Source organism: Kitasatospora sp. NPDC056181 (assembly GCF_042266225.1).
In the GTDB taxonomy this organism is placed as follows: Bacteria; Actinomycetota; Actinomycetes; order Streptomycetales; family Streptomycetaceae; genus Kitasatospora.
Genome location: NZ_JBHJUK010000001.1, coordinates 37,465 through 59,388 on the forward strand (window position 1 = coordinate 37,465; position 21,924 = coordinate 59,388).

Annotated in this window: 15 protein-coding genes and 1 tRNA gene; 10 read left to right on the plus strand and 6 right to left on the minus strand. The window is 73.2% G+C overall.

From position 1 onward, the window contains the following. Positions 1 to 26: 26 nt before the first annotated feature. A complete protein-coding gene (locus ACFC1F_RS00180) occupies positions 27 to 2,747 on the minus strand; it encodes a penicillin acylase family protein (protein ID WP_376154608.1) in 2,721 nt (906 codons plus the stop codon). Between the two features lie 324 nt (positions 2,748 to 3,071). On the opposite strand from ACFC1F_RS00180, the gene ACFC1F_RS00185 reads away from it, so the two are divergent. The 4 genes from ACFC1F_RS00185 to mscL all read left to right on the plus strand — a co-directional run bounded on the left by ACFC1F_RS00185 (position 3,072) and on the right by mscL (position 7,785). Next, positions 3,072 to 4,562, plus strand: a complete 1,491-nt coding sequence (locus tag ACFC1F_RS00185) for a potassium/proton antiporter (protein WP_376154610.1) — start codon at positions 3,072 to 3,074, stop codon at positions 4,560 to 4,562. A gap of 417 nt (positions 4,563 to 4,979) precedes the next feature. After that, positions 4,980 to 6,284: an MFS transporter gene (locus ACFC1F_RS00190; protein ID WP_376154812.1), complete on the plus strand. Its 1,305-nt coding sequence runs from the start codon at positions 4,980 to 4,982 to the stop codon at positions 6,282 to 6,284. 147 nt (positions 6,285 to 6,431) lie between these two features. Then, positions 6,432 to 6,743: an FmdB family zinc ribbon protein gene (locus ACFC1F_RS00195; protein ID WP_376154612.1), complete on the plus strand. Its 312-nt coding sequence runs from the start codon at positions 6,432 to 6,434 to the stop codon at positions 6,741 to 6,743. Between the two features lie 622 nt (positions 6,744 to 7,365). Then, positions 7,366 to 7,785 carry a large conductance mechanosensitive channel protein MscL gene (gene mscL, locus ACFC1F_RS00200; RefSeq protein WP_376154614.1) on the plus strand — a complete coding sequence of 140 codons (420 nt, stop codon included), beginning with the start codon at positions 7,366 to 7,368 and terminating at the stop codon, positions 7,783 to 7,785. A gap of 89 nt (positions 7,786 to 7,874) precedes the next feature. On the opposite strand, the gene ACFC1F_RS00205 is transcribed toward mscL, so the two are convergent. After that, positions 7,875 to 8,111 carry a hypothetical protein gene (locus ACFC1F_RS00205; protein ID WP_376154615.1) on the minus strand — a complete coding sequence of 79 codons (237 nt, stop codon included), beginning with the start codon at positions 8,109 to 8,111 and terminating at the stop codon, positions 7,875 to 7,877. A 266-nt stretch (positions 8,112 to 8,377) separates the two neighbouring features. Next, the gene (locus ACFC1F_RS00210) at positions 8,378 to 9,349 is read right to left on the minus strand and encodes a sigma-70 family RNA polymerase sigma factor (protein WP_376154616.1); all 972 of its coding nucleotides are present in this window, start codon (positions 9,347 to 9,349) and stop codon (positions 8,378 to 8,380) included. 490 nt (positions 9,350 to 9,839) lie between these two features. Here ACFC1F_RS00210 and ACFC1F_RS00215 point away from each other — a divergent pair, with 490 nt between their 5' ends. Further along, the gene (locus tag ACFC1F_RS00215; protein WP_376154618.1) at positions 9,840 to 10,649 is read left to right on the plus strand and encodes a phosphatase PAP2 family protein; all 810 of its coding nucleotides are present in this window, start codon (positions 9,840 to 9,842) and stop codon (positions 10,647 to 10,649) included. 71 nt (positions 10,650 to 10,720) lie between these two features. Here the strand turns inward: ACFC1F_RS00215 and ACFC1F_RS00220 are convergent, their stop codons facing one another. Beyond that, complete coding sequence (locus ACFC1F_RS00220; protein ID WP_376154620.1) at positions 10,721 to 13,228, minus strand: FtsX-like permease family protein; 2,508 nt, start codon at positions 13,226 to 13,228, stop codon at positions 10,721 to 10,723. A 223-nt stretch (positions 13,229 to 13,451) separates the two neighbouring features. Further along, a tRNA-Arg gene (locus ACFC1F_RS00225) sits at positions 13,452 to 13,524 on the minus strand. Between the two features lie 204 nt (positions 13,525 to 13,728). On the opposite strand from ACFC1F_RS00225, the gene ACFC1F_RS00230 reads away from it, so the two are divergent. Further along, a complete protein-coding gene (locus tag ACFC1F_RS00230) occupies positions 13,729 to 15,270 on the plus strand; it encodes a glycosyltransferase family 39 protein (protein WP_376154621.1) in 1,542 nt (513 codons plus the stop codon). Between the two features lie 166 nt (positions 15,271 to 15,436). Beyond that, a complete protein-coding gene (locus tag ACFC1F_RS00235) occupies positions 15,437 to 16,345 on the plus strand; it encodes a YhjD/YihY/BrkB family envelope integrity protein (RefSeq protein WP_376154623.1) in 909 nt (302 codons plus the stop codon). A 224-nt stretch (positions 16,346 to 16,569) separates the two neighbouring features. Here ACFC1F_RS00235 and ACFC1F_RS00240 read toward each other — a convergent pair whose 3' ends face one another. Further along, positions 16,570 to 19,005, minus strand: coding sequence for a hypothetical protein (locus ACFC1F_RS00240; protein ID WP_376154625.1), 2,436 nt, complete (start codon positions 19,003 to 19,005; stop codon positions 16,570 to 16,572). 298 nt (positions 19,006 to 19,303) lie between these two features. Here ACFC1F_RS00240 and ACFC1F_RS00245 point away from each other — a divergent pair, with 298 nt between their 5' ends. From ACFC1F_RS00245 to ACFC1F_RS00255, 3 genes are all read left to right on the plus strand, one after another. Beyond that, positions 19,304 to 20,056, plus strand: a complete 753-nt coding sequence (locus ACFC1F_RS00245; RefSeq protein WP_376154627.1) for a GPP34 family phosphoprotein — start codon at positions 19,304 to 19,306, stop codon at positions 20,054 to 20,056. A 688-nt stretch (positions 20,057 to 20,744) separates the two neighbouring features. Then, positions 20,745 to 21,608, plus strand: a complete 864-nt coding sequence (locus ACFC1F_RS00250; RefSeq protein WP_148643229.1) for a helix-turn-helix transcriptional regulator — start codon at positions 20,745 to 20,747, stop codon at positions 21,606 to 21,608. Next, positions 21,605 to 21,814, plus strand: a complete 210-nt coding sequence (locus ACFC1F_RS00255; RefSeq protein WP_376154629.1) for a DUF397 domain-containing protein — start codon at positions 21,605 to 21,607, stop codon at positions 21,812 to 21,814. Before ACFC1F_RS00250 ends, ACFC1F_RS00255 begins: the two co-directional genes overlap by 4 nt. Positions 21,815 to 21,924 lie beyond the last annotated feature (110 nt).

Here is a 21,924-nt window from a genome sequence, read left to right on the forward strand (position 1 = left end):
GGGCGGGGCCGCGGTCCTGCGGTGGGTCAGCCGGTGGTCAGCACCAGCTTGTTCTTGGCCGACTTCTCGACCGCGTCCGGCGAGAAGGCCCAGGTCAGCAGCTTGCCGTCGAGCCAGAGGTCGGTCTGGTCGTTGTAGTTGGGGTGGAAGGCGTGCCCGGAGGCGCCGCCGACGTTGATCCAGCGCGAGGCGTCGAGGTCGCTCATGTCGACCACCATCCGCATCGACGGGATCCAGTCCACCTCGTACCCGGCGGCCGCGTTCCAGCCGGCCGCGTCGACCGCCGCCGAACCGCCCGAGAGGCGGTAGGGGCCGCGGTTGAGCAGCTTGTGCACGACGCCGGAGGCGATCGACGAGTCGTCGGTCCCCATGGTCTGCTCGCGCAGCGTCAGCTTGTGCAGGCGGCCCCAGCTCCAGGTGGAGACGTCCTTGCTGAGCAGCGAGGTGAGGTCCTGACGGGCGTTCTTCATCGCCTCGGCGAGCAGGTTGTCCAGGCCCTTCTGCTCCTTGTGCCCCGAGTCGATGTACGTCCACCAGCCGCTGTCGGGCTTGTCCAGCTGCTGGCGCACCACCTCGGTCCAGCGGTCGCCGCCGTCCGGCTGGGCCTTGCCCGGGTCGCGGGTGCCGCACTCGGTGACGATCTGGGTGCTGCTGTCCGGCTTGGTCGGGTCGGTCTGCCGGCGGACCAGCAGGCAGTTGTCCTTGGCCCGCAGGTCGGCCGGGAACTTCTGGCCGAAGGAGAGGCTGAGCAGCTGGCGCCAGACGCCGTTGTAGTAGGCGGCGGCGGCCGAGTCGGCGTCCTGGTGGTAGTTCCAGTCCTTCAGGAGGTCCTGCGCCTCGCGCACGTACGGGTCGTCGATCTGCACCTTGAGCAGCAGCGGGACCAGCTTCTTCGCGAGGATGCTGGTGTTGTCGAGCTGCATCTCCTGCATGTCGTCCGGCGAGATCCTGCCGTTGTTCTTGAGCTTGGCCTCGATCTGGTCGGTGATCTCCTTGGCCCGGGTGCCGTACTCCCAGTCCTTGGTCAGCAGGTACTTGTACGAGGGGTCGACCACGGCCTGGTTGGCGGTGACGATGTAGCCGGCCGGGGGGTTGTAGCTGTACGGCAGGGCGGTGAAGGGGATGGAGCCCTTCCACTGGTAGGCGGAGTCCCAGCCGGGGGCCGGGTACGTGCCGTCGCCCTTGCCGCGCACGGGGATGTCGCCGGGGGCCTGGTAGCCGATGACCTTGGAGTCGGCGTAGATCAGGTTCTGCGCGGGGACGGCGAAGTCCTTGGCGGCGGCCCGGAAGTCGTCCCAGCCCTTGGCGCGGTCCAGCTCGAAGACGGCGTCCATGGTCTTGCCGGGGCTGAGCGCCGTCCACTGCAGGGCGACGCCGTAGCCGCCGGTGCCGCGGTCGGGGGCGGCGGTGCCGTTCGGCGCGTACTTGCCGACGTTCTGCTGCTCGGTGCTCTGGTCGGAGATCAGCGGTGCGCCGGTCTGCGTGGTGCGGACGGTGATGGTGCGGTCCTCGCCGCCGGCGACCTTGATGGTCTCCTTGCGCAGCGCGAACTTCACCTCCTTGCCGTCCACCAGGTACGTCTCCGGGCCGGTGACCTTCTCCAGGAAGAGGTCGGTGACGTCGGCGCCGAGGTTGGTGAAGCCCCAGGCGATGTCCTTGTTGTGGCCGATCACCACGCCCGGCATGCCGGCGAAGGTGAAGCCCGAGACGTCGTACTGGCAGGCGGCCGAGACGGTCCGGCAGTGCAGGCCCATCTGGTACCAGACCGAGGGCAGGCCGGGGCCGAGGTGCGGGTCGTTGGCCAGCAGCGGCTTGCCGGTCGTGGTGTGCGAACCGGCGACCGCCCAGGAGTTGGACCCGATGCCCTGGCCCTGTCGGCCGAGCAGTTGCGGCATCGCGTCGATCCGGTCGGTGACGTCCTTCAGCATCGCCTTGGTGGCGGCCGCGCCCTGGGCGGCGGAACCGGTGCCGGGCGCACCGGCGGCCGGGGCGGCGCCGTCGGCGGGGCGGTAGGTGTCGCCGCTGACGGTGCCGGTCCGCACGATCGTGCCGTTGCTCGCGTACGGGTACTCCGGGTACAGCTCGGCGATCTTCTCCGGGCTGAAGTCCTGGGCGAGCAGCGAGCGGTCGATCTCCTCCTGGAGGTTCCCGGAGAGGTTCCAGGCCATCGCCTTCAGCCAGGACACCGAGTCGACGGGCGTCCACTGCTCGGGCTTGTAGCCGCCGTTGACGACGCCGAGCAGCGTGTACTCCAGCGAGGCGCTCTGGCCGCCGGGGTGTTCGCCGAGCCAGGCGTTGACGCCGTCCGCGTAGGCCTGGAGGTACTTCTTGGTCTCCGGCGCGAGCTTCTCGTCGAACTCCTTCTGCGCCACCTGGCGCCAGCCCATGGTGCGGATGAAGGAGTCGGTCTCGACCTGGCCGTCGCCGAACATCTCGGAGAGGCGGCCGGCGGTGATGTGCCGCCGGACGTCCATCTCCCAGAAGCGGTCCTGGGCCTGGACGTAGCCCTGGGCCCGGAAGAGGTCCTCGCCGGTGTCGGCGTAGAGCTGGGGGATGCCGTTGGCGTCCCGCTTGACGTCGACCGGCGCGCTCAGGCCCGCCACCTTGACGCTGCCGTCGACCTCCGGGAACGACGCGCGGACCGCGGCCACCCCCCGGTAGCCGCCGTAGCCGGTGCCGGCCACCAGCAGCACGACCAGCACGATCACGATCAGACGGGCGCGCCGGAACTTCTTCGAGCGGGGCATCTGGGTCCTTGCGGTCCTCGACTGGGGAGCAGGTGGGCATGTCCAGGGCACTCGGCCATGACAGGGCACCACATTAGGCCGACTCGGCTGGCGGGCGTGCACGGGGGACGCCCACGGTGGGATCCGGGGAGGTCAGAGAACCGCAGGCGGGAGGCCGGTGGGAAAGGTGAAGCTAAAGATATGGCAAAATGTTAGACTGAGTAACGATCCACAAGGGGAGCAATCGGCCTTCGCCGGCCCCGTCCCCCTTCCGGCCGTCGACTCCTCCGGCCTCACCGCCGCCAGACACCCCGCCCGCCCCCAGCCTGCCCGAGGTGCCCCTGCGTGAACGTCGACCACTTGAACCAGCTGCTCCTCGAGTTCTCCGTGATCCTGCTGGTCGCGGTGGTCGCCGTGCGCATCTCGACCCGGTCGGGACTGCCCAGCCTGCTGATCTACCTCGGCATCGGCGTCGCCCTGGGCCAGAACGGCCTCGGCGTCTCCTTCAACAACGCCGCCCTCACCCAGGTGCTCGGCTACGCCGCCCTGGTGGTGATCCTGGCCGAGGGCGGTCTCAAGACCAGCTGGCGCGAGGTCAGACCGGTGATGCCCGCCGCCACCGTGCTCGCCACCGTCGGCGTCGGGGTCAGCGTCTTCGTCACCGCCGCCGGCGCGCACTGGCTGGTCGGCCTCGACTGGCGGACCTCCATGCTGCTCGGCGCGATCGTCTCCTCGACCGACGCCGCGGCCGTCTTCTCCGTCCTGCGGATGGTGCCGCTGCCGCACCGGCTCACCGGCCTGCTGGAGGCGGAGTCCGGCTTCAACGACGCGCCCGTGGTCATCCTGGTCGTGGCCTTCGCCACCGCGGGCGAGCTGGACTCCTGGTACGTGCTGGTCGGCACGATCGTCGCCGAGCTGGCGATCGGCGCGGCCGTCGGCTTCGCGATCGGCAGGATCGGCGCGTTCGGGATCAAGCACGTCGCACTGCCGTCCTCCGGCCTCTACCCGATCGCGGTCATGGCGCTCACCGTGCTCGCCTACGCGGGCGGCGCACTGCTGCACGGCTCCGGCTTCCTCGCCGTCTACATCTGCGCCGTCATCCTCGGCAACGCCAAGCTGCCGCACGGACCGGCCGTCCGCGGCTTCGCCGACGGGCTGGCCTGGATCGGGCAGATCGGCATGTTCGTGCTGCTCGGCCTGCTCTGCACCCCCGAGTCGATGGGCTCGGCCGTGGTGCCCGCGCTGGTGATCGGCGCGGTGCTGGTCTTCCTGGCGCGGCCGCTCTCGGTGGTGCTGACCCTCACGCCGTTCAGGCTCCCCGTGCGCGAACAGGCGCTGCTGAGCTGGGCCGGGCTGCGCGGGGCGGTGCCCATCGTGCTGGCCACCATCCCGATGGTCGCGGGCGCCCCGATGGCCCAGGAAGTCTTCAACATCGTCTTCATCCTGGTCGTGGTGTTCACCCTGCTCCAGGGCCCCACCCTGCCCCTGGTGGCCAAGTGGCTGCGGATCGGCGAGGGCTCGATGGGACAGGACCTCGGCATCGAGTCCGCCCCGCTGGAGAAGCTGCACGGACACCTGCTCTCGGTGGCGCTGGCGCCGGACTCGAAGATGTCCGGCGTGGAGATCAGCGAGCTGCGGTTGCCGGCCGGGGCGGCGGTCACCCTGGTCGTCCGCGAGGGGAGCAGCTTCGTCCCGGACAAGGCGACCGTGCTGCGCGGCGGCGACGAGCTGCTGGTGGTCACCACCGACGAGGTGGGCGAGGCCGCGGAGCGGCGGCTGCGGGCCGTGGACAAGGGCGGCAAGCTCGCCGGGTGGCTGAACGGCCGGGGGCGCTGAGGGGGGCCGGGGGGAGGCCGGGCGGGGCCCGGGGGCGGCCGGGCAGCGGGGCTTGAAGTGGCTGAACGGACGCCCTGGCCTGCGACTTGAGGGGTTCGTCCGCTGTTCACCTTCAATTGGCAGGACAGATTTGGATGGGCCCTGTATTGTGGAGGCAAGCGCGACATCTACGCGCGTATAAGTATGATGGACGAAACACCCCAGCATCTGCCTGAAGCAGAGTTGGCGCGACCGCTCGGCGGCCGCGGCCTGACCCCCGGCAACCACACCGGGCCGGCCCGGTAACTACCCCGGTCGACGCGCGAGAGGACGACTCTCGGCGCCGTCGGGGCCACCCATTGCCCCTTCCGCGCTACCAGGCAGCAGGAAGGACCGACCGTGACGGCCCGCCGAACGGTCGACAACAGCGGCGTCCCCGTGGACGCCCCCTCCGACGCCGAGGCGCCCGCCCGCATCGGCTACGGCGCGCTGCTGCGCACCCCGGGCGCCTGGACGTTCCTGGCGCCCGCGTTCGCCGCGCGGCTCCCGTACGCCATGCTGAGCCTGGGCATCCTGCTGCTCGTCTTCGACACCCACGGCTCGTACGGCACCGCCGGCACCGTCGCGGCCGTCTCGGCCGTCGCCCAGGCCCTCGTCGGGCCGCAGACCGGCCGGCTGGCCGACCGGTACGGCCAGGCGGCCGTCCTGGTGCCGAGCGTGATCGTGCACGCCGTCTCGGTCGGCGTGCTGATCGCGCTGGCCCTCGGCCACGCCCCCGTCTGGGCCCTGCTGCTGGCGGCCGCCCCGGCGGGTGCCAGCGTGCCGCAGATCGGCGCGATGGTCCGCTCCCGCTGGGTCGCCAAGCTCTCCACCGAGGGCGCGCCCGCGGCCAAGCTGAACACCGCGTTCGCCTTCGAGTCGGTGACGGACGAGTTCACCTTCGTGATCGGCCCCGTGCTGGCCAGCGCCATCGCCACCTCGGTCAACCCCTCGGCCGGGCTGATCGCCGAGGCCGCGCTGACCGTCGCCGGCGGGCTCGCCTTCGCCGCCCAGCGCCGCACCGCCCCGGCCCGCCACCCGCACCAGCCGGGCGCCCGCCGGGTCTCCGCGCTGTCCTCGCCCGGCGTCCGCCTGCTGGCCGGCGCGTTCCTGGGCGTCGGCACCGTGTTCGGCGGGATGCAGGTCTCCGTCACCGCCTTCACCGAGTCCGTCGGCCAGCCCGGCGCCAACGGCACGGTCTACGGGATCTTCGCCGGCGGCTCGATGCTGGCCGGCGTGCTCTACGGCATGGTCGCCTGGCGCCGCGCCGCCCGGCAGCGGATGCTGGCCAGCTACGCGCTGCTGGTGCTGGGCTGCTCGACGCTCTGGGCGATGCCCAACCTGGTCGCCCTGTCCGTCGCCGGCCTGGTCTGCGGCCTGGCCATCGCGCCGACCCTGATCACCGGGTACACCCTGGTCGAGACGCTGGTCGCGGACGGCGCCAAGACCGAGGCCTTCACCTGGCTGACCGGCGCCATCGGCCTCGGCCTGGCGACCGGTTCCACGGTGGCCGGGCGGCTGATCGACGGCCACGGGCCGTCGGCCGGGTTCCTGGTGCCGGTGGCCGGCGCCGGACTTGGCCTGGTCGCGCTGGTCGCCCTGCGGCACCTGCTGGTCGCGCCGGGGGCGGCGAGCACCCCGGTGGTCGTCGCCGGTGGCGAGCGGCCCGTGGCGCGGCAGCTGGTCGGTGCGGCCGAGCGCTGAGCGGAGCGCGTACAGCACGCGTGCGGGGGGCGCCAGGCGGCGCCCCCCGTCTCATCTCACATTCGAGTCGCTGGACTGATCCAGCGGAATGCCGCATCATTGACCATCGTTAGCACTCATCAGGCGAGAGTGCCAGGAGGAAGACAAGTGCCCACGTACCAGTACCAGTGCACCGAGTGCGGCAACGGCCTGGAGGCGGTGCAGAAGTTCACCGACGAGGCGCTGACCACGTGCCCCGAATGCCAGGGACGGCTCCGCAAGGTCTTCTCGGCCGTGGGTGTGGTCTTCAAGGGGTCCGGCTTCTACCGGACCGACAGCCGCTCGTCCTCCAGCAGCTCGGTGGGCGCGGCTTCGTCCTCGTCGTCCTCGTCCTCGTCGGCAGCCCCGGCCTCGTCCTCGGGCGGCTCCGCCCCCGCGGCGAGCCCCGCCCCGGCGGCCGCGGCGAAGCCGGCCGGCTGATCCCAGGCTTTCGAAGGGCCCGTTGACCCCGCTCCGGCGGGGTCGGCGGGCCCTTCGTCGTGCGGGGCCCGGGGTGGTTTCCGTGCGGGGCCCGGGGGGGGTGTGCGGGGCCCGGGGTGGTTCCCGTGCAGGCTTGGGATCGCATTCCCGGAGTCGCCGAATTCACCCGGGCGGTTGATGGAAGTTATCCACAACCCCGGGTTTTCCACAGGCCTGGGGAAAGGACTTCCGCCGGGCTCGCTTGCGGCCCAGAGTGTGCGTCACGAGAAGCCGGTCCGCAGCGGGCCGGCGCCCTGCGACCACCGGCGGTGCCCATGACGACCACGAGCCTCCCCCTTCCGTTCCCGCTCCCCGCGCCCGCCGTCCCGCCCCGGCGGGAGGTGCCGTCGTTCCCGCCGATCCGGCGCGGGTCCGGCCGCCTCCACCGGCTCCGGCAGGCCTTCCGGCACCGGCCCGGGCTGCCGGCCCTGCTCCTGCTCTCCGTGGCGGCGGCGCTGGCGTTCGGGCCCGCGCGGGCGGGCCTGCCGCCGCCGGGCGCCACGCCCGTCCACCAAACGGGTTGTCAATCGGGGGCCGCCGAAGATCACCCGTAACCGGACAACGACTTCGTCGTTCACGCGGCATGAAAGGCTTCAAGGAATTCCTGCTGCGGGGAAATGTCGTCGACCTCGCCGTCGCCGTGGTCATCGGTGCGGCTTTCACCAACATTGTCAACGCCTTCGTCAAGGGCGTGATCAATCCGATCGTCGGCGTGTTCGGGGCCAAGGACCTGGCCTCCTACAGCTCCTGCCTCAAGGGTCCCTGTGAGGTGAGCGCGACCGGGGAGGTGACGTCCGGCATCTTCATCCTCTGGGGCTCGGTGCTGAGCGCGGCCCTGCAGTTCCTGATCACCGCGGCCGTCGTCTACTTCTGCCTGATCCTGCCCATGACCAGGTTCACCGCCAAGCGGAAGACCCTTGCCGAGGAGGCGGCGGAGGCGGAGGCCAAGGAGGTCGTCCTGCTCACCGAGATCCGCGACGCGCTGGTCACGCCCCGGCGCTGAGCCCCGGCCGCCCGGGTCGGCCGCCGCCCGGAGGCGCCCTGCCCGGAGCGGCACGCGCCGGTCAGTCGCCGTGGTGCGGGGGGCGCCGGTCAGCCGCCGTGGTGCGGCGGGCGCTGGCTCAGGTACCAGTCCAGCCCCCGCCCACTGCTCTCCCCCGCTGCCGGGCGGTCGCCCCAGCCGCTGTCGGTGTCGTCCCGGGACTGCTGGTCCAGCGGGTCGCGGAAGACCAGGCGGGCCTTCGGCGCCGCTTGGGCGGAGGCACCGGATCCGGCGCCCGCGGCCGTCGTGGGGTCCGTGCCGTCCTGCACGGGCTTCTGCTCGGTCACCGGTCGACCTCCGTCTTGCACGTTGTCCACTCCTCCAGCCTAGAAGCTCCCGGCACCGGGCCGGGCCCCGGAGCCACCCCCGGCCCTGCGGCCGGGCCGCCGCCCGGGGACGCGTGAGCCCCGGCGCGGAACGTTCCGCGCCGGGGCCCACGGCGGTGGCCGACGGCGGCCCGGGCGACGACGGCCCGGGCGACGACGGCCCGGGCGACGACGGCCCGGGCGACGACGGCCCGGGCGACGACGGCCGAGGCCGCCGGGAGAACCCGTCAGGCGGCCTCGAAGCCGGCGTGGTCGGCGATCTTCTTCAGCTCGGCCAGCGCGTGCTTCTCGATCTGGCGGATCCGCTCGCGGGTCAGGCCGTGCTGCTTGCCGACCTCGGTCAGCGTCCGCTCCCGGCCGTCCTCCATCCCGTACCGGGACCGGATGATCGACGCCGTACGGTCGTCCAGCCGGCCGATCAGGTCGTCCAGCTCCTCGCGGCGGAGCATGACCATCACGGCGTCCTCCGGGGACGTCGCCCCGGTGTCCTCGACGAGGTCGCCGAACTGGGTCTCACCCTCGTCGTCGACCGACATGTTCAGGCTCACCGGGTCGCGCGCCCAGTCCAGCACGTCCTTGATGCGCGCCTCGGTGGTGTCCAGCTCGGCCGCGATCTCGGACGGATCGGCCTCGCGGCCCAGCTCCTTGGACTTCTCGCGCTGCACCCGCCGGATCCGGCCGAGCTCCTCGACCAGGTGGACGGGCAGCCGGATCGTCCGCGACTGGTCGGCGATCGACCGGGTGATCGCCTGCCGGATCCACCAGGTCGCGTAGGTGGAGAACTTGAAGCCCTTCGCGTAGTCGAACTTCTCGACCGCCCGGACCAGCCCCGCATTGCCCTCCTGGATGAGGTCCAGGAGCGGGAGGCCGCTGCGCGGGTAACGCCGGGCGACGGCCACCACCAGACGGAGGTTGGAGCGGATGAAGACGTCCTTGGCGCGTTCCGCGTCCTCGGCTATCGCCTCCAGCTCCTCACGCTTCACGCCCTTGGGCAGCTCTCCCTCCTCCAGCAGGTGCTGTGCGTACACGCCGGCCTCGATCCGCAGTGAGAGCTCGACCTCCTCGGCGGCATCGAGCAGGGGCGTCCTGGCGATCTCGTCGAGGTACATACCGACCAGGTCACGGTCGGCCTCAAGGTTGGTCGGGCGGGCCGCGCGAGTCCGGTCGGCCCTGTCGCGAACGACGGCACGGGTGGCCATGCTTGCTCCCTTTGCTGGTGCTGCCGAGGTTGCCTGCCTGCCCCGTCGGGGCGGGAAGGGCAAGAAGTGCGGGCCCCTCGGGGCTCACACGTAACGATCCAACGAACAGATTCCGGACAACATTCCCAAGTCGCTCAGATTCTTCCAGCGATGCAGTATCCTGCCGGTTTTCACCCCGGTGATGGACGGAGGGTGACCACTCCGGTGCATCCGGTGCCAGTGGGGCGACCGGTTCGGAGCGGTGCGCCCTCCGGAGCCCGGGCGGGGCGCCGCCGGGGTCGGCCCGGGAGCCGGTGCACGACTCCCCCGCCAACCCTCCACGCGTCCCGCCCTCTCCTTCGTGAACCCCCGCAGCACCGCCCGCGTTCCCGCACCACGGGGGATCCGCCCGCGCCCACGCCCCGGCGCACGCAGGTTCTCCGCACAAAAGATGCCAAATCGCTATCGGTCCAGCGCCCGCTCGGCACATCACACTGGGAAGGTGTCAGCCATGCACCTGACCAACAGCGCGCCGCCCGTCACCCCGCGTAACCGCCACCTCCGCTGGTGTGTGGCGCTGGCGGCCGGTTGCGCCCTGCTGTTCGGCGTCCTGGCGGCCCTGGTGCAGACCGGCTGGGAGCCGCTCGCCCGGCTCGACCACGGGTGGATCGACGGCATGCACCGCTACGCCCGGGAGAGCACCGCCTGGACGGCCTCGGTGCAGACGCTCTCCGACATCGGCGGCACGATCACCATGCGGACGCTGCTCGGCCTCACCGCGGTCTGGCTCTGGCTGATCGGCGCCCGGGTGCTGGCCGGCTGGGTGGTGGCGCAGACCCTGGTCGGCTGGGGCATGCAGTGGCTGCTGAAGCTCTCCTTCGACCGTCAGCGGCCGTCCTTCCCGGATCCGGTCTCGCACGCCGGCGGCCCGGCCTTCCCCTCCGGGCACGCGATGGCCTCCACCATCACCTGCGCCGTCCTGGCCGGGCTGCTCTGGTCGCAGACCCGGCGCGGCGGGCGGATCGCCGCCTGCACCATCGCCGTGCTGACGGTGCTCACGATCGGCTGGACGAGGATCGCCCTCGGGGTGCACTGGCCGAGCGACGTGCTGGGCGGGTGGCTGGCCTCCGGGTTCGTGCTGGGCGCGGTCACCATCGGCGTCGAGCTCTGGCGGCCCGGCGCCCTCGCCCGGGACGTCCGGCGGGTCAACTGGCGGACCAGGCCGAGGGTCCAGCGCGTCCTGGTCTCCCCGCCCCGCCCCGCCCCCTACGACCCGCCCTTCGACGACGCCGCCGAGCGCCCGGACGGCGCGACCGGCTAGCACCGGCGGGACCGCCCCGGTCCCGCGCCGGCCGTGCACAGCCGCCCGGGACCCGGGAGCACCCGGCCCCGTCACGGCGCGTGCAGCGCGTCCACCACCGTCATCCGCCCCACCCGGCGGGCCGGCAGGACGGCCGCGGCGAGGCCGGTCAGCACGGTGAGCGCCAGGGCCGCGAGCACCAGGAGGACCGGCGGGCCGCCCACCGTGCCCAGGGTCGAGGTGACGGACCTGGCGGCCGCCCAGCCGTAGCCCAGGCCCAGGCCCGTGCCGACCAGGGCGCCGGCCAGCGCCAGCAGGAGTGCCTCCAGGGTGAGCATCCGGCGCAGCTGCTGCCGGGACATCCCGATTGCCCGGAGCATGCCGATCTCCCGGGCGCGCTCGTCGACGCCGAGCATCAGGGTGGCCGCGACGCCGAGCCCGGCGATCGCCACCGAGAAGGCGAGCAGGGCCATGCTGATCAGCATCATCCGGTCCAGCAGCGAGCGCAGGGTCTCGGCCTGCGCGGCCGTGTCGGTGACGGTGACCTGCGGCTGACCGTCCAGGGCCCGGTCCATCGCCTGCCGGGCGGCGAACCGGTCGGCACCGACGGCGGGGCTGATCCACAGCGTGGTGACGGCCGCCGCCGGGGCGAGCCGGTCCAGGGTGGCCGGGGTGACGAAGAGGACGGCCCCGCTCTGCAGCGTGAACGGCAGCCGGCTGCGGCCGGACTCGATCCGCAGGGTGGTGCCCGGTGCTCCCGCCGTGCCGGCGACCCGGTGCGCGCCGTGCTCGCCGGGGCCGGCCGGACCGTCGTCGCCGAAGCCGCTGAGGGCGGAGCCGTCCGCCAGCGCCCGGGCCTGGCCGGCCCCGTCGGTGGCCGGGTTGAGCAGGGCCGGGTCGGCCGCGGCCACCAGCGTGCTGCGGCCGTCGACCTCCAGTGCGGCCGAGCGGACGGGCGTGACGCCGAGCGTCCGCTCCCGCCCGAGCGCGGCGAGCGCCCCGGCCGGCAGCGGGGCGCCGCCGGGGGCGGTCACCGAGAAGACGCCCGGCTGGCGGGCCGAGACCGCCGGGACCAGGGAGTTGGAGGTGATCTCTAGCGCGGTGACCGCGCTCACCATCACCGTCACCCCGAGCAGCAGCGCGGATCCGGTGGCGCCGGTGCGCCCCGGGTTGAGCCGGAGCTGCCGGGTGGCGAGCCCGCCCGCCGTCCCGCAGAACCGCCGCACTGGTACGCCCAGCCCGGCGACGACGGCCGGGAGCAGCCGGTGGCAGAACCGCAGGACCCCGAAGAAGCTGCTGATCGCCCCCAGGGTGACCGCGAGCAGCGACAACGGCGGCCCGGTCGTCACCCCGGCCGCCAGCAGTCCGGCGCCCGCCGCCAGCAGCAGCGCGGACAGCACCGTCGCGCGCACCCTGGCACCTCCGGTGGGGCCGGCGACGCCGCCGAGCGCCGCGACCGGCGGCACCGCCGAGGCCGCCTTCGCCGGGCCGCGCACGGCGAGCACCGTGAGCAGTACGCCGAACAGCCAGGCCAGGACGCAGGTCACCGGGGACGGCATGAGCGAGAGGTGCACCGGCCCGAGGTCGGCGGTGCCGGCCAGCAGGGTGCCGACGCCGCAGAGCCCCGCCCCGAGCAGGACCCCGGCGGCCGACGCGCCCGCCCCGAGCAGCAGCCCCTGGCGGTGGATGAGCCGCCGGACCTGGGCCCGGTCGGCGCCGACGCAGCGCAGCAGGGCGAGCCGACGGGTCCGCTGGGCGAGCACGACGGAGAAGGTGTTGCCGACCACCATGCGGGCGACGGCGAGGGCGATCAGCACGAACGACAGCGCCGCGATCAGCACCACCCCGTAGAGCGTCCGGCTCTGCCGGGTCGCCTCGGCAACGGAGGCGTCGCGGGTCCGGACCTCGACCCCGCCGCCGAGGGCCTGCCCCAGCGCCTCGGCGGTCCGCGCGTGCGAGGTACCCGGGGCGAGGCGCAGGTCGAGCGAGGTGGTGGCGACCCCGGTCGCGTACTGCGCCACCGAGCCGTCCGGCACCGCGACGACCGGTCGTCCGGCGAAGCCGGGGGCGCCCCGGCCGTCCAGCGTCCCGGCCAGCCGGACGGTGCCGGTGGTGCCGTCCGCCCGGGTGAGCCGGACGTCCGAACCGGGCCGGGCGTCGACCCGGCGGGCGGTGTCGGCGTCGAGCAGCACCTCGCCCGGGCCGGCCGGCCACCGCCCGTCCTTGAGCAGCTGCCAGCGCAGCGCCGGGTCGGCCGCGACCGAGCTGATCACGGCCGCCTCGTCCAGCGGGCGCCCGGCGGGCGTCAGTACCCCGCCCCGGCCGGCCAGCCGCGCGGACACCGCGGCCACCCCGGGCACCTGCCGGGCCCGGTCGGCCGCCCCCGGCTCCAGCGGGCCCCGCGCCTCCGGCGCCGTCACCTGGACGTCGGCGGGGCCGACCTCGGCGGCGGCGCTCTGGCTGAAGGAGTCGACCAACGCCCCGCTGCCGCTGACCGAGGCGATCAGGAAGGCCACCCCCAGCGCGATCGCCGCTCCGGTGAGCGCCAGTTGCCGCAACTGCCCGCGCAACTCGGCCAGGGTGTATCGGTACGTCGTCATGGCCCCTCGGATCAACCGCCTGACCAGCCGTGATGCTCCGTCAGGATCATGATCGAGCCTAGGTTCGCCCGGGCCCCGCCCCTGTCGGCAGGACGTCGCGTTCCCGATCACCCCGGGAGCTGACGCCGCCCGCCGCCGTCTCCTCCTCCAGAGGTACGCGACCCTGACGAAAAAGCCCCGGACCGTGGTGGTCCGGGGCTTTTCCCTCGGGTCGTTCCTTCTGTGCCCCAGGCAGGATTCGAACCTGCGACACCGGCTTTAGGAGAGCCGTGCTCTATCCCCTGAGCTACTGAGGCGCACTCGGTGGACAGCGTACCGGATCGGCGGTGGGGCGGGTGTTGGGGTTTCCGCGGTACGCGGGCGGGTCCTGCGCCGGCCCGGCGTCCGGGAGGGCGGGAGCGGGGGGCGGCGCCCTGAGGGGCGACTGCCGACTGGGTGTCAGACGGCGTCCAGTAGCCTGCGAGGGACTGCCCGCACCCGTCCGATCACGAAGGCCCCCGATGAGACCAGCCGCCGCCCCGCACCCGGCTCTCCGCCTGCTCGGGCAGGTCTGGTTGTGGCCGGCGCTGGCCATGCTCTGCATCGGCGGGTACCGGCTCGGCACGCCGGAGCTCTGGCGGGACGAGGTGTCGACGTGGACCGCGGCCACCCGGCCGCTCGGTGACCTCTTCCGGCTGCTCCAGCACATCGACGCCAGCAACGGCGCCTACTACGTGCTGATGCACGGCTGGACCGCGGTGGCCGGCGACTCCATGATCGCGCTGCGGCTGCCGTCGGTGCTGGCGATGGCCGGCGCGGCGGCGTTCGTGGCACTCACCGCGCAGCGGCTGTTCGGCGGCCGGGTGGCGGCGGTCAGCGGCGGGCTGCTGTTCGCCGTGGTGCCGACGATCTCCCGGTACGCCCAGGAGGCCCGCTCGTACGCGCTGGTGACCTGCGCGATCGCCGCGGCGACCTGGCTGCTGCTGCGCGCGCTGGAGCGGCCGACCTGGAGGCGCTGGGCGCCGTACTGCGTGACGATGGCGGTGGCCGGGGCGGGCCACGTGATCTCGTTCAGCACCCTCGCCGGGCAGCTGGCGGTGGTGGCGGCGCACCTGTGGCAGGCCCGCGGCGCGGTGCGGCGGCGGGTGCTCTGGCAGTACCCGCTGGCGGTGGCCGTGGCGACGCTGCCGGTGCTGCCGGTGCTGCTGCTGGGCAGCCGACAGTCCGGGCGGCAGCTGGGCTGGATCGGGAAACCCGGCCTCCACACGCTGCAGCACTTCGGCGAGGCGCTGTTCGGCTCGGCCGGGGTGTTCCACGTCTTCGCCCTGCTCGCCCTGCTGGTACTGGTACTGCCCGGACGGCGGCTCCCCGCGGTGCAGCTGCTGCTGCTCGCGGTGCTGCCGGTGGCCTCCGTCTGGCTGGCGTCGCAGGGCAGCACCTCGTACTTCATCGACCGGTACCTGCTGTTCACGGTGCCGGCCTGGGCCGCGCTGGCCGGCGGCGGGGTGCGCGCGGTGTACACGACGGTGGCCGCGGCCGCACGGCGCAGCCGGACTCCGGGACAGGTCCGGGCCGCCGGGGTGCTGCTGGCGGTCGGGCTGCTGGCGGTGCCGGCGGCGGCGGCGCTGCCCACGCAGTCCGAGGTGCGGGACCCGGGCTCGCACTCGCTCTCCGAGGCGCCGTACCGGGCGGCCGCCGAGCTGATCGCGGCCGGCTACCGGCCCGGGGACGGCTTGGCGGCCCCGCTCGGCAACCAGAGCTGGGCGATGGTCGGACCGGGCGTCACCTACTACCTGCCGGAGGGCGTCCACCCCTACCCCGTCTTCGTCGAGCACAGTGCCGAGCAGGCGGAGGACCTCTTCCCCTCCGCCTGTCCGCGGCCGGCCGAGTGCGTGGGGCAGGCGCAGCGGATATGGCTGCTGGTGCTCGGGGACACCGCCGAGCCGCTGGCCGCGATGCCCGACGACCAGGCGCAGGCGCTCAGGGCCCGGTACGGCACACCGAGCCGGGTGACCCCCCTCGGCGGCGTGACGCTCGCCCTGCTGGACCGTTCCACCCGCTGACCTGCCGCCCTCACCGGCCGCGCGCCCGCCGCCCGGCGCCCGCGCCGCGCCCGGGCTGCCCGGATGCGGGCGCGCTCGGGCCGGGTGACCATGGAGCACGGCGTCCAGGGCGCGCCCCTGCCCGCCCGCCCGTCCACGGCCGCGACTGCACCAGGAGGACGAGCCCGTGAGCGAGCAGCCGCCCGGGCGGATGGCCCGACTGAAGGACCGGCTGAAGGACCGGTCACAGACGCTGGCCCGGCACGCCCGCGCGCTGCCCGAACAGGTGCCACTGGTCGGCCGGGCACTCGGCCAGCTGCTGCGGGTGAACCTGCTGGACAACGCCACCCGTTTGGCCGCCCAGGCCTTCCTGAGCGCGCTGCCGGCGCTCTTCGTGCTGGCGGTGTTCGCCCCGGCCGCGATCCGGGACGGCGTGGTGCACACGCTCCGCCAGGAGCTGGGGATCCAGGGATCGGCCCAGCAGTCGGTGCAGCAACTGCTGGAGAGCCACAAGGACCAGGAGTCCGAGTCCGGTTACGGGGCGATCGGCGTCCTGATGACGCTGCTGTCGGCGACCGCGCTGAGCCGGGCGATGCAGCGGGTCTGCGAGCGCTGCTGGGAGTTGCCCAAGTCCGGGACGCGGCTGGCGGCCTGGCGGTGGCTGGTCTGGCTGCTGGTCTGGCTGATCGCCCTGGTGCTCCAGAGCCCGATCCGGAGCGGGTTCGGCCTGGGCCTGTGGCTCGGGATCCCCCTGACCTTCCTCACCGCGGGCGGCATGTGGTGGTGGACGCAGCACCTGCTGCTGGCGGGCCGGGTGCGCTGGCTGCCGCTGCTGCCCGGGTCGCTGCTCTGCGGGGTGGCGGTGGTCGGCCTCGGGATCGCGTCGCGGATCTACCTGCCGGGGGCGATGTCGCGCAGTGTGAGCCAGTTCGGGCCCTACGGGGTGGTCTTCACCGGGCTCTCCTGGCTGATCGTGATGTTCACCGCGCTGACGCTGGCGATCTCGCTGGGGCGGGTGCTGTCCGAGGAACCGCCGCTCACCGAGTGGCTGGGCACCCGCACCGAGCCGGGCCGCTGGGGCGGTGTCCGGCTGTAGGCCCCGCCCCGGGCGGGCGACTTCGGGCGGGCGGCCCCGGACGGGCGACTTCGGGCGGGCGGCTTCAAGCGGGTGGCTTCAGGCGGGCGGCCCCGGGTGATTTCGGGCGGTGACTTCGAGCGCACACCGGGCCGGGCATGAGAACGGACATGAGAACGGAGTGGGAAGTCGGACCGGCCGACTTCCCACTCCGTTCGTGCTGTCCCTTCCGGCGACGACTCCGGTCAGAGCATCCGGGTCAGCCTGGAGAGGATGGACGGCGGGGCCAGGTCGGACTGGAGCAGGACCGGGACCTCCGTCTTGTTGTCACCCGCGCCCAGGCTCAGCGTGCCGACCTGGGTACCGGCCTGGGCCTGGTGGCCGAGCTTCACCGGGTCCAGGGTGAGGGTGCCGGTGATGCCGGGGAACCCTGCCGCGACGAGATCCTTGCCGGCGACGACCGGGACCGTGCCGCCGAGGCCGTCCTCGACCCGGGCCACCACGTCGCCCTGCTTGGCGATGGTCTGCCCGGTCACCACGTTCTGCGCCGCCTGGATCTGCTTGCCGCTGACCTTCAGCACCGTCGGGAGGATCCCGTCGCTGGTCGCGGGGGAGGTGGCCTGCTGGCCCAGGGTGACGCCGAGGATGAGCCGCTTCACGCCGCCGACCTCCTTGTAGGCGGCCCACATCAGGCAGCCGCCGGCCGGGGTGCTGGAACCGGTCTTGACGCCGATGACCCCGTTCTTCGCGTTGATCAGGGTGTTGGTGTTGAAGATCTTCTGCCCGTTGAAGTTGGTGTCCGGGGTGGAGACGATCTGCCGGAAGATCTCGTTCTGCATCACCTGCTCGGCCAGCTTCAGCTGGTCCTTCGCGGTGCTCTTGGTGTCCGGGCTGTAACCGGCCGGGTCGGTGTAGACGGTGTTGTTCATGCCGAACTTGGCGGCGGCGTCGTTCATCTTCTTGACGAACGCGTCCTCCGAGCCAACGTCCCAGCGGGCCAGCAGCCGGGCCACGTTGTTGGCCGACGGCAGCATCAGCATCTCCAGCGCCTGGTACTGGGTGAGCTGCTGGCCCTCGGCCAGGGTGACCCTGGACTCGTCGCTGTTGCCGGACTCCTGGGCGGCCTGCTTGTCGACGGTGATCTTCGGGCCGCTCTCCCCCTTCTTCAGCGGGTGCGACTGGAGGATCAGGTAGGCGTTCATGACCTTGGTGACGCTGGCGATCGAGGCCGGCGTCTCCGGGCCGGAGCTGCCGAGGCTGCCGACGCCGACCACCTCGGCGGCCGACTGGCCCTTGGCCGGCCAGGCGAGGTCCATCTGGTCGCCACCGAAGTTGAAACTGCCCGCGGCGGTCAGCTTCACCTTCGCGTCCGGCAGCGGGCGGAGCAGCTGGGCGACCACGACCGCGCCGAGTACGACGGCGAGGAAGACGGTCCAGATGGTGATCCGCTTGAGCGCGCGGCGCAGCGGCGAGACCGGGCGGGCGTTGAGCGCCGCCAGCACCTCCATCGCCTCGGCCGTCGTCGCCGGTCCGAGCATCGGCTCGGTGATGCTCAGCAGGTCGACCGGACCGGGTTCGGTGCCGACCGCCTCCGGGACGGCCGGCGGTGCGGGGGCGGGCAGCGGCTCCGGCTTCGGCAGCGGCGGGGCCGGCGGCACCGGCTGCGGGTCCGGGACGGGGAGCGGGGCGGGAGCGGGCGCCGGCCCGGGCTTCGGGGCGGGCGTGGGCTTCGGCAGCGGTTCCGGGCCGGGCGTCGGCTCCGGCTCGGGGACGGGCGCGGGCTCCGGGTGGGGCTCGGGCACCGGCTCGGGGACGGGGGCCGGCTCGGGCGTCGGCTCCGGCTCGGGGGGCTCGGGAACGGTGCCCGAGCCGGGGGCGGCGGGCTGCACGGGGGTCGCGGGGAGCGCGGCGGCGACGGGAAGCGCGGCGGCGGCCTTCGCGGGGAGGGACTTCTCCAGCTTCTCGGCCTTCGCCGGCCCCGGCTTCTCGGACTGCTTGTCCGCCGGCTCCTGGGCGGGCTTCACGGCAGGCTTCTCCGCCGGCTTCTCCACCGGCTTCTTGGCCAGCTTCTTGGCCGGCTCGTCCAGCGCCTTCGCGGGTGCCTTCTCCGCTGCCTTCGCGGCCGGCTCTTCCGTCGCCTTCTCCGTTGCCTTTGCGGCCGGCTTCTCCGCCGGCTTCTCGGCCGACGCGGTGGTCCGAAGGGCGAGACGCGGGTCGGTCCCGGCCGGCCGTCCGGAGGTCCCGCCGGACGCGCCGCCCTTCACGGGGGCATCGCCGTCGGAATCGGCAGACCCTCCGTCAGCTGCGGACTCGTCACTCTTCGGGGCGGGCGAGGTCAGCTCCGGGGGGAGCCGCAGGGCCGTGGTCGCGTTGTCGACGGGCAGCCGGAGCATCGTGGTCACCGTGTCCACATCCCGGACCCGGAGCTGCACCGTGGAGCCGGCCTTCGCCGTCCCGGACGGTGCCTCCGCCGACCCGCCGTCAGCAGCGTCCGCCGCATCCACGGCGTCCACGGCGTCCGAGGCGTCGGCGTCGCCGGAGACATCGGCGGCACCGGCGGCGGCACCGGCCGCACCGGCTGCCTCCTGGACGCCGTCACCGTCCGCCGGACGCACCCGTTCCCCACCCCGCTCGCTCGCCCGCTCGCCGTCCCGCAGCACCCTGTCGGGGGACTCGCCCACGTAACCCAGCCTCCTCAACGACCGGCGGGGCACCGGCAGACCCGATTTCGGGAAGCCGACGCCCCGCCCCGTGTACCTGTACAGTCTCCGCCACCGACGGAGGTTCCGGCCGCCCACACCCCGCCCGACCGGCGGTTATTGCCGCCGCACGGCCGCACCGCGGCCCGTTCACCGGTCAGACGCCGGGCCTGGCGCCGCCGGTTCCCCGCCTCGTACGCAAGGTCACGATTCGGAGGCGTACTCGACAAGCCCGTGTGAGAGGCGTCACGCTGTTTCCCATCCACGCGGGGAGGCTTGGATGGGCAAGAGCCGCAGAACTATTCCCGAGGAACTCTTGCTGCTCGCCTTGGACCCGACCACGGGCACCACGGCGCAGCCGCAGACCCTCGACCTCGGACTTGCCGGGGCGCAGCTCGTCGAGCTGTCCCTGGCCGGACGGATCGTCCCGGAGGGCGACCGGATCGCCGTCGTGCTGCCAAGGCCGACCGGCGACCCGACACTGGACCACGCACTGGAGTTGCTGCGCCGACGCGGCAGTCCGGTCCGTGCCGCGCACTGGATCGGCGGGCCCCGGCTGGGGCTGCGGCAGACCTATCTGGCGCACCTGGAGAGGTGCGGCATGGTCACGGCCGTGCCGGGCCAGGTGTGCGGGGTGCTGCCGACGACGCGCTACCAGGCGTCCGACGACTGCACCAACGCCGCGATCAAACAGCGGCTGGACACCGCGATCCGCACCGGCGTGCCGCCGGACCCGCGGACCGCGGCGCTCGCCGCCCTGGCCCACTCGGTGGGCCTGGGCAAGCATCTGTACCCGGGCAACGAGGGCCGGTCCTCACGGTCGCGACTGCGCGACCTGATCCGGTACGACCCGCTCGGCGGGATGGTCGCGCACGCCGTGATGGACGTGCAGAACGGCCTTCCGTCGCAGCAGAACCGTTCACCCCAGGGAGGCAGCGGCACCCCTGCCGCCGCAGGCCGCCCCGGTCAGCGGGCGTCGGGCCGCGGCGGGGCCGGCGGCCGGGTCGTGGCGCCCCGCGTGGGCGTGCGCTGACACCGACCGGCACGAACGGGCGACACCGCAGGACCCGCGCCTCGGGTCCTGCACAGCAGGACCCGCGCCGCAGGACCCGCACCGCATGACACGCACGGCTGGGTCCGCACAGCTGGACCCGCACCGCAGGGCACACGGCACCACACGCACCGCAGGACCCGCACCACATGACACGCACCGCAGGGCCCGCGCCACAGGCCGGGCCCGCACCACGGCACCGCAGCACGCACGGCACGCCACCGCAGCACGCGGCACGGCGCTCGCCGCACCGCTCGCGCCGCCACCCAGCGGCGAGCAACCAGCAGCACGGAGGGGCGGTCGCCCGCGACGGAAGTCGCCGGGCGGCCGCCCCTCCGCCGTCCCCGGAGTCCGGCCGGACCGCTCCACGGAGCCGGGACCGGACCGCCCCGGCACGTGCCACCAGCACTTGTGCGGGCGTCGGCGGCGCCCGCACCACCACCGCAGAAGTACCGGATCGAGCCGCAGAGCCGCCTTACCACTCGTGGGTGCCCGCTGTCTCGCCGAAGCGCTTTTCCGATGATCTGTTCTACTGCGCTCCTGCGATTACCCGGCGCCGACCTGATCCAAGGTGACATGCTGCTCCAAGTCAGGGGGGTTGGTCCCAATTTCCACAGTGTTCCGAGGACTGCCGTTCCAACGATCACCAGAGGTCCGGCCGGAGGTCGACGTGTCCGCGAACATCAATCCCACCGTCCGTCGCAGGCGTCTGGGCTCCGAACTGCGCAAGCTGCGCGAGGGCCTGGCCATGACGGCGGAGGAGGTGGCCGGCCGGCTGATGGTCTCCCAGTCGAAGATCAGCCGGCTGGAGAACGGACGCCGCAGCATCAGCCAGCGCGACGTCCGCGACCTCTGCGACGTCTACAACGTGACCGACGAGGCGATGCGCGCCAGCCTGATGGAGATGGCCCGGGAGTCGCGGCAGCGCGGCTGGTGGCACGACTTCAACGACATGCCCACCCCCTACAGCGTCTACATCGGCCTGGAGGCCGAGGCCTCCTCGATCCGCGCCTACGAGTCCTCGTTCGTCCCCGGCCTGCTCCAGACCGAGCAGTACGCCCAGGCCGTGGTCGAGGGCACCCAGCCGGACACCGACGCGCTCGCCGTCCAGCGCCGGGTGCAGGTCCGGATGAAGCGCCAGGACCGCGTCAACGGCGAGAACCAGCTCGGCAGCCTCTGGACCGTCATAGACGAGGCGGTGCTGCGCCGCGAGGTCGGCAGCAAGGCCGTGATGGCCGATCAGCTGAAGCACATGCTGGAGCTGAGCCAGCGCCCCAACATCACCATCCAGGTGATCCCCTTCGAGCACGGCGCCCACCCCGGTATGACCGGGACATTCTCCCTGCTGGAGTTCCCGGAGTCAGCCGATTCCACAGTTGTCTACTTCGAAGGGGTGACGAGCGATCTCTACCTGGAGAAGGACGCGGACGTGCGCCGCTATACCAGTCTTTACGACCACCTGCGGGCGGCTGCGCTCGGGGTGGCCGAGAGCCGGTCACTGATAGCCAACATTGAAGAGGGATACCACGCATGAGCACCACCTTCGAGAACGGGACCGCCTGGCGCAAGAGCAGTCACAGTGGCGGCAACGGCGCCTGTGTGGAGATCGCCACGCCGGCCGCGGACGCTGTGGCGGTCCGGGACTCCAAGGATCCGCAGGGCCCTCAGCTGCACTTCTCCGCCGAGGCCTGGACGGCGTTCGCGTCCGCCGCCGGAGCAGGGGCGTTCGGCGAACTCTGATCCGCGTCCACCGTTCTCGACCGGCTGCCCGTGGCGGAGCCCGTCGCCTCCCCCGGCGGCGGACACCACCACGGGCAGCCGCGCGTCCGGGACACTCGACGCACCCGGGG

Coding starts and splice junctions, on each gene's coding strand:
- ACFC1F_RS00230 (WP_376154621.1), top strand. CDS start 13,729: ATGAGACCAGCCGCCGCCCCGCACCCGGCTCTCCGCCTGCTCGGGCAG.
- ACFC1F_RS00255 (WP_376154629.1), top strand. CDS start 21,605: ATGAGCACCACCTTCGAGAACGGGACCGCCTGGCGCAAGAGCAGTCAC.
- ACFC1F_RS00210 (WP_376154616.1), bottom strand. CDS start 9,349: ATGGCCACCCGTGCCGTCGTTCGCGACAGGGCCGACCGGACTCGCGCG.
- ACFC1F_RS00245 (WP_376154627.1), top strand. CDS start 19,304: ATGGGCAAGAGCCGCAGAACTATTCCCGAGGAACTCTTGCTGCTCGCC.
- ACFC1F_RS00215 (WP_376154618.1), top strand. CDS start 9,840: ATGCACCTGACCAACAGCGCGCCGCCCGTCACCCCGCGTAACCGCCAC.
- mscL (WP_376154614.1), top strand. CDS start 7,366: ATGAAAGGCTTCAAGGAATTCCTGCTGCGGGGAAATGTCGTCGACCTC.
- ACFC1F_RS00220 (WP_376154620.1), bottom strand. CDS start 13,228: ATGACGACGTACCGATACACCCTGGCCGAGTTGCGCGGGCAGTTGCGG.
- ACFC1F_RS00180 (WP_376154608.1), bottom strand. CDS start 2,747: ATGCCCCGCTCGAAGAAGTTCCGGCGCGCCCGTCTGATCGTGATCGTG.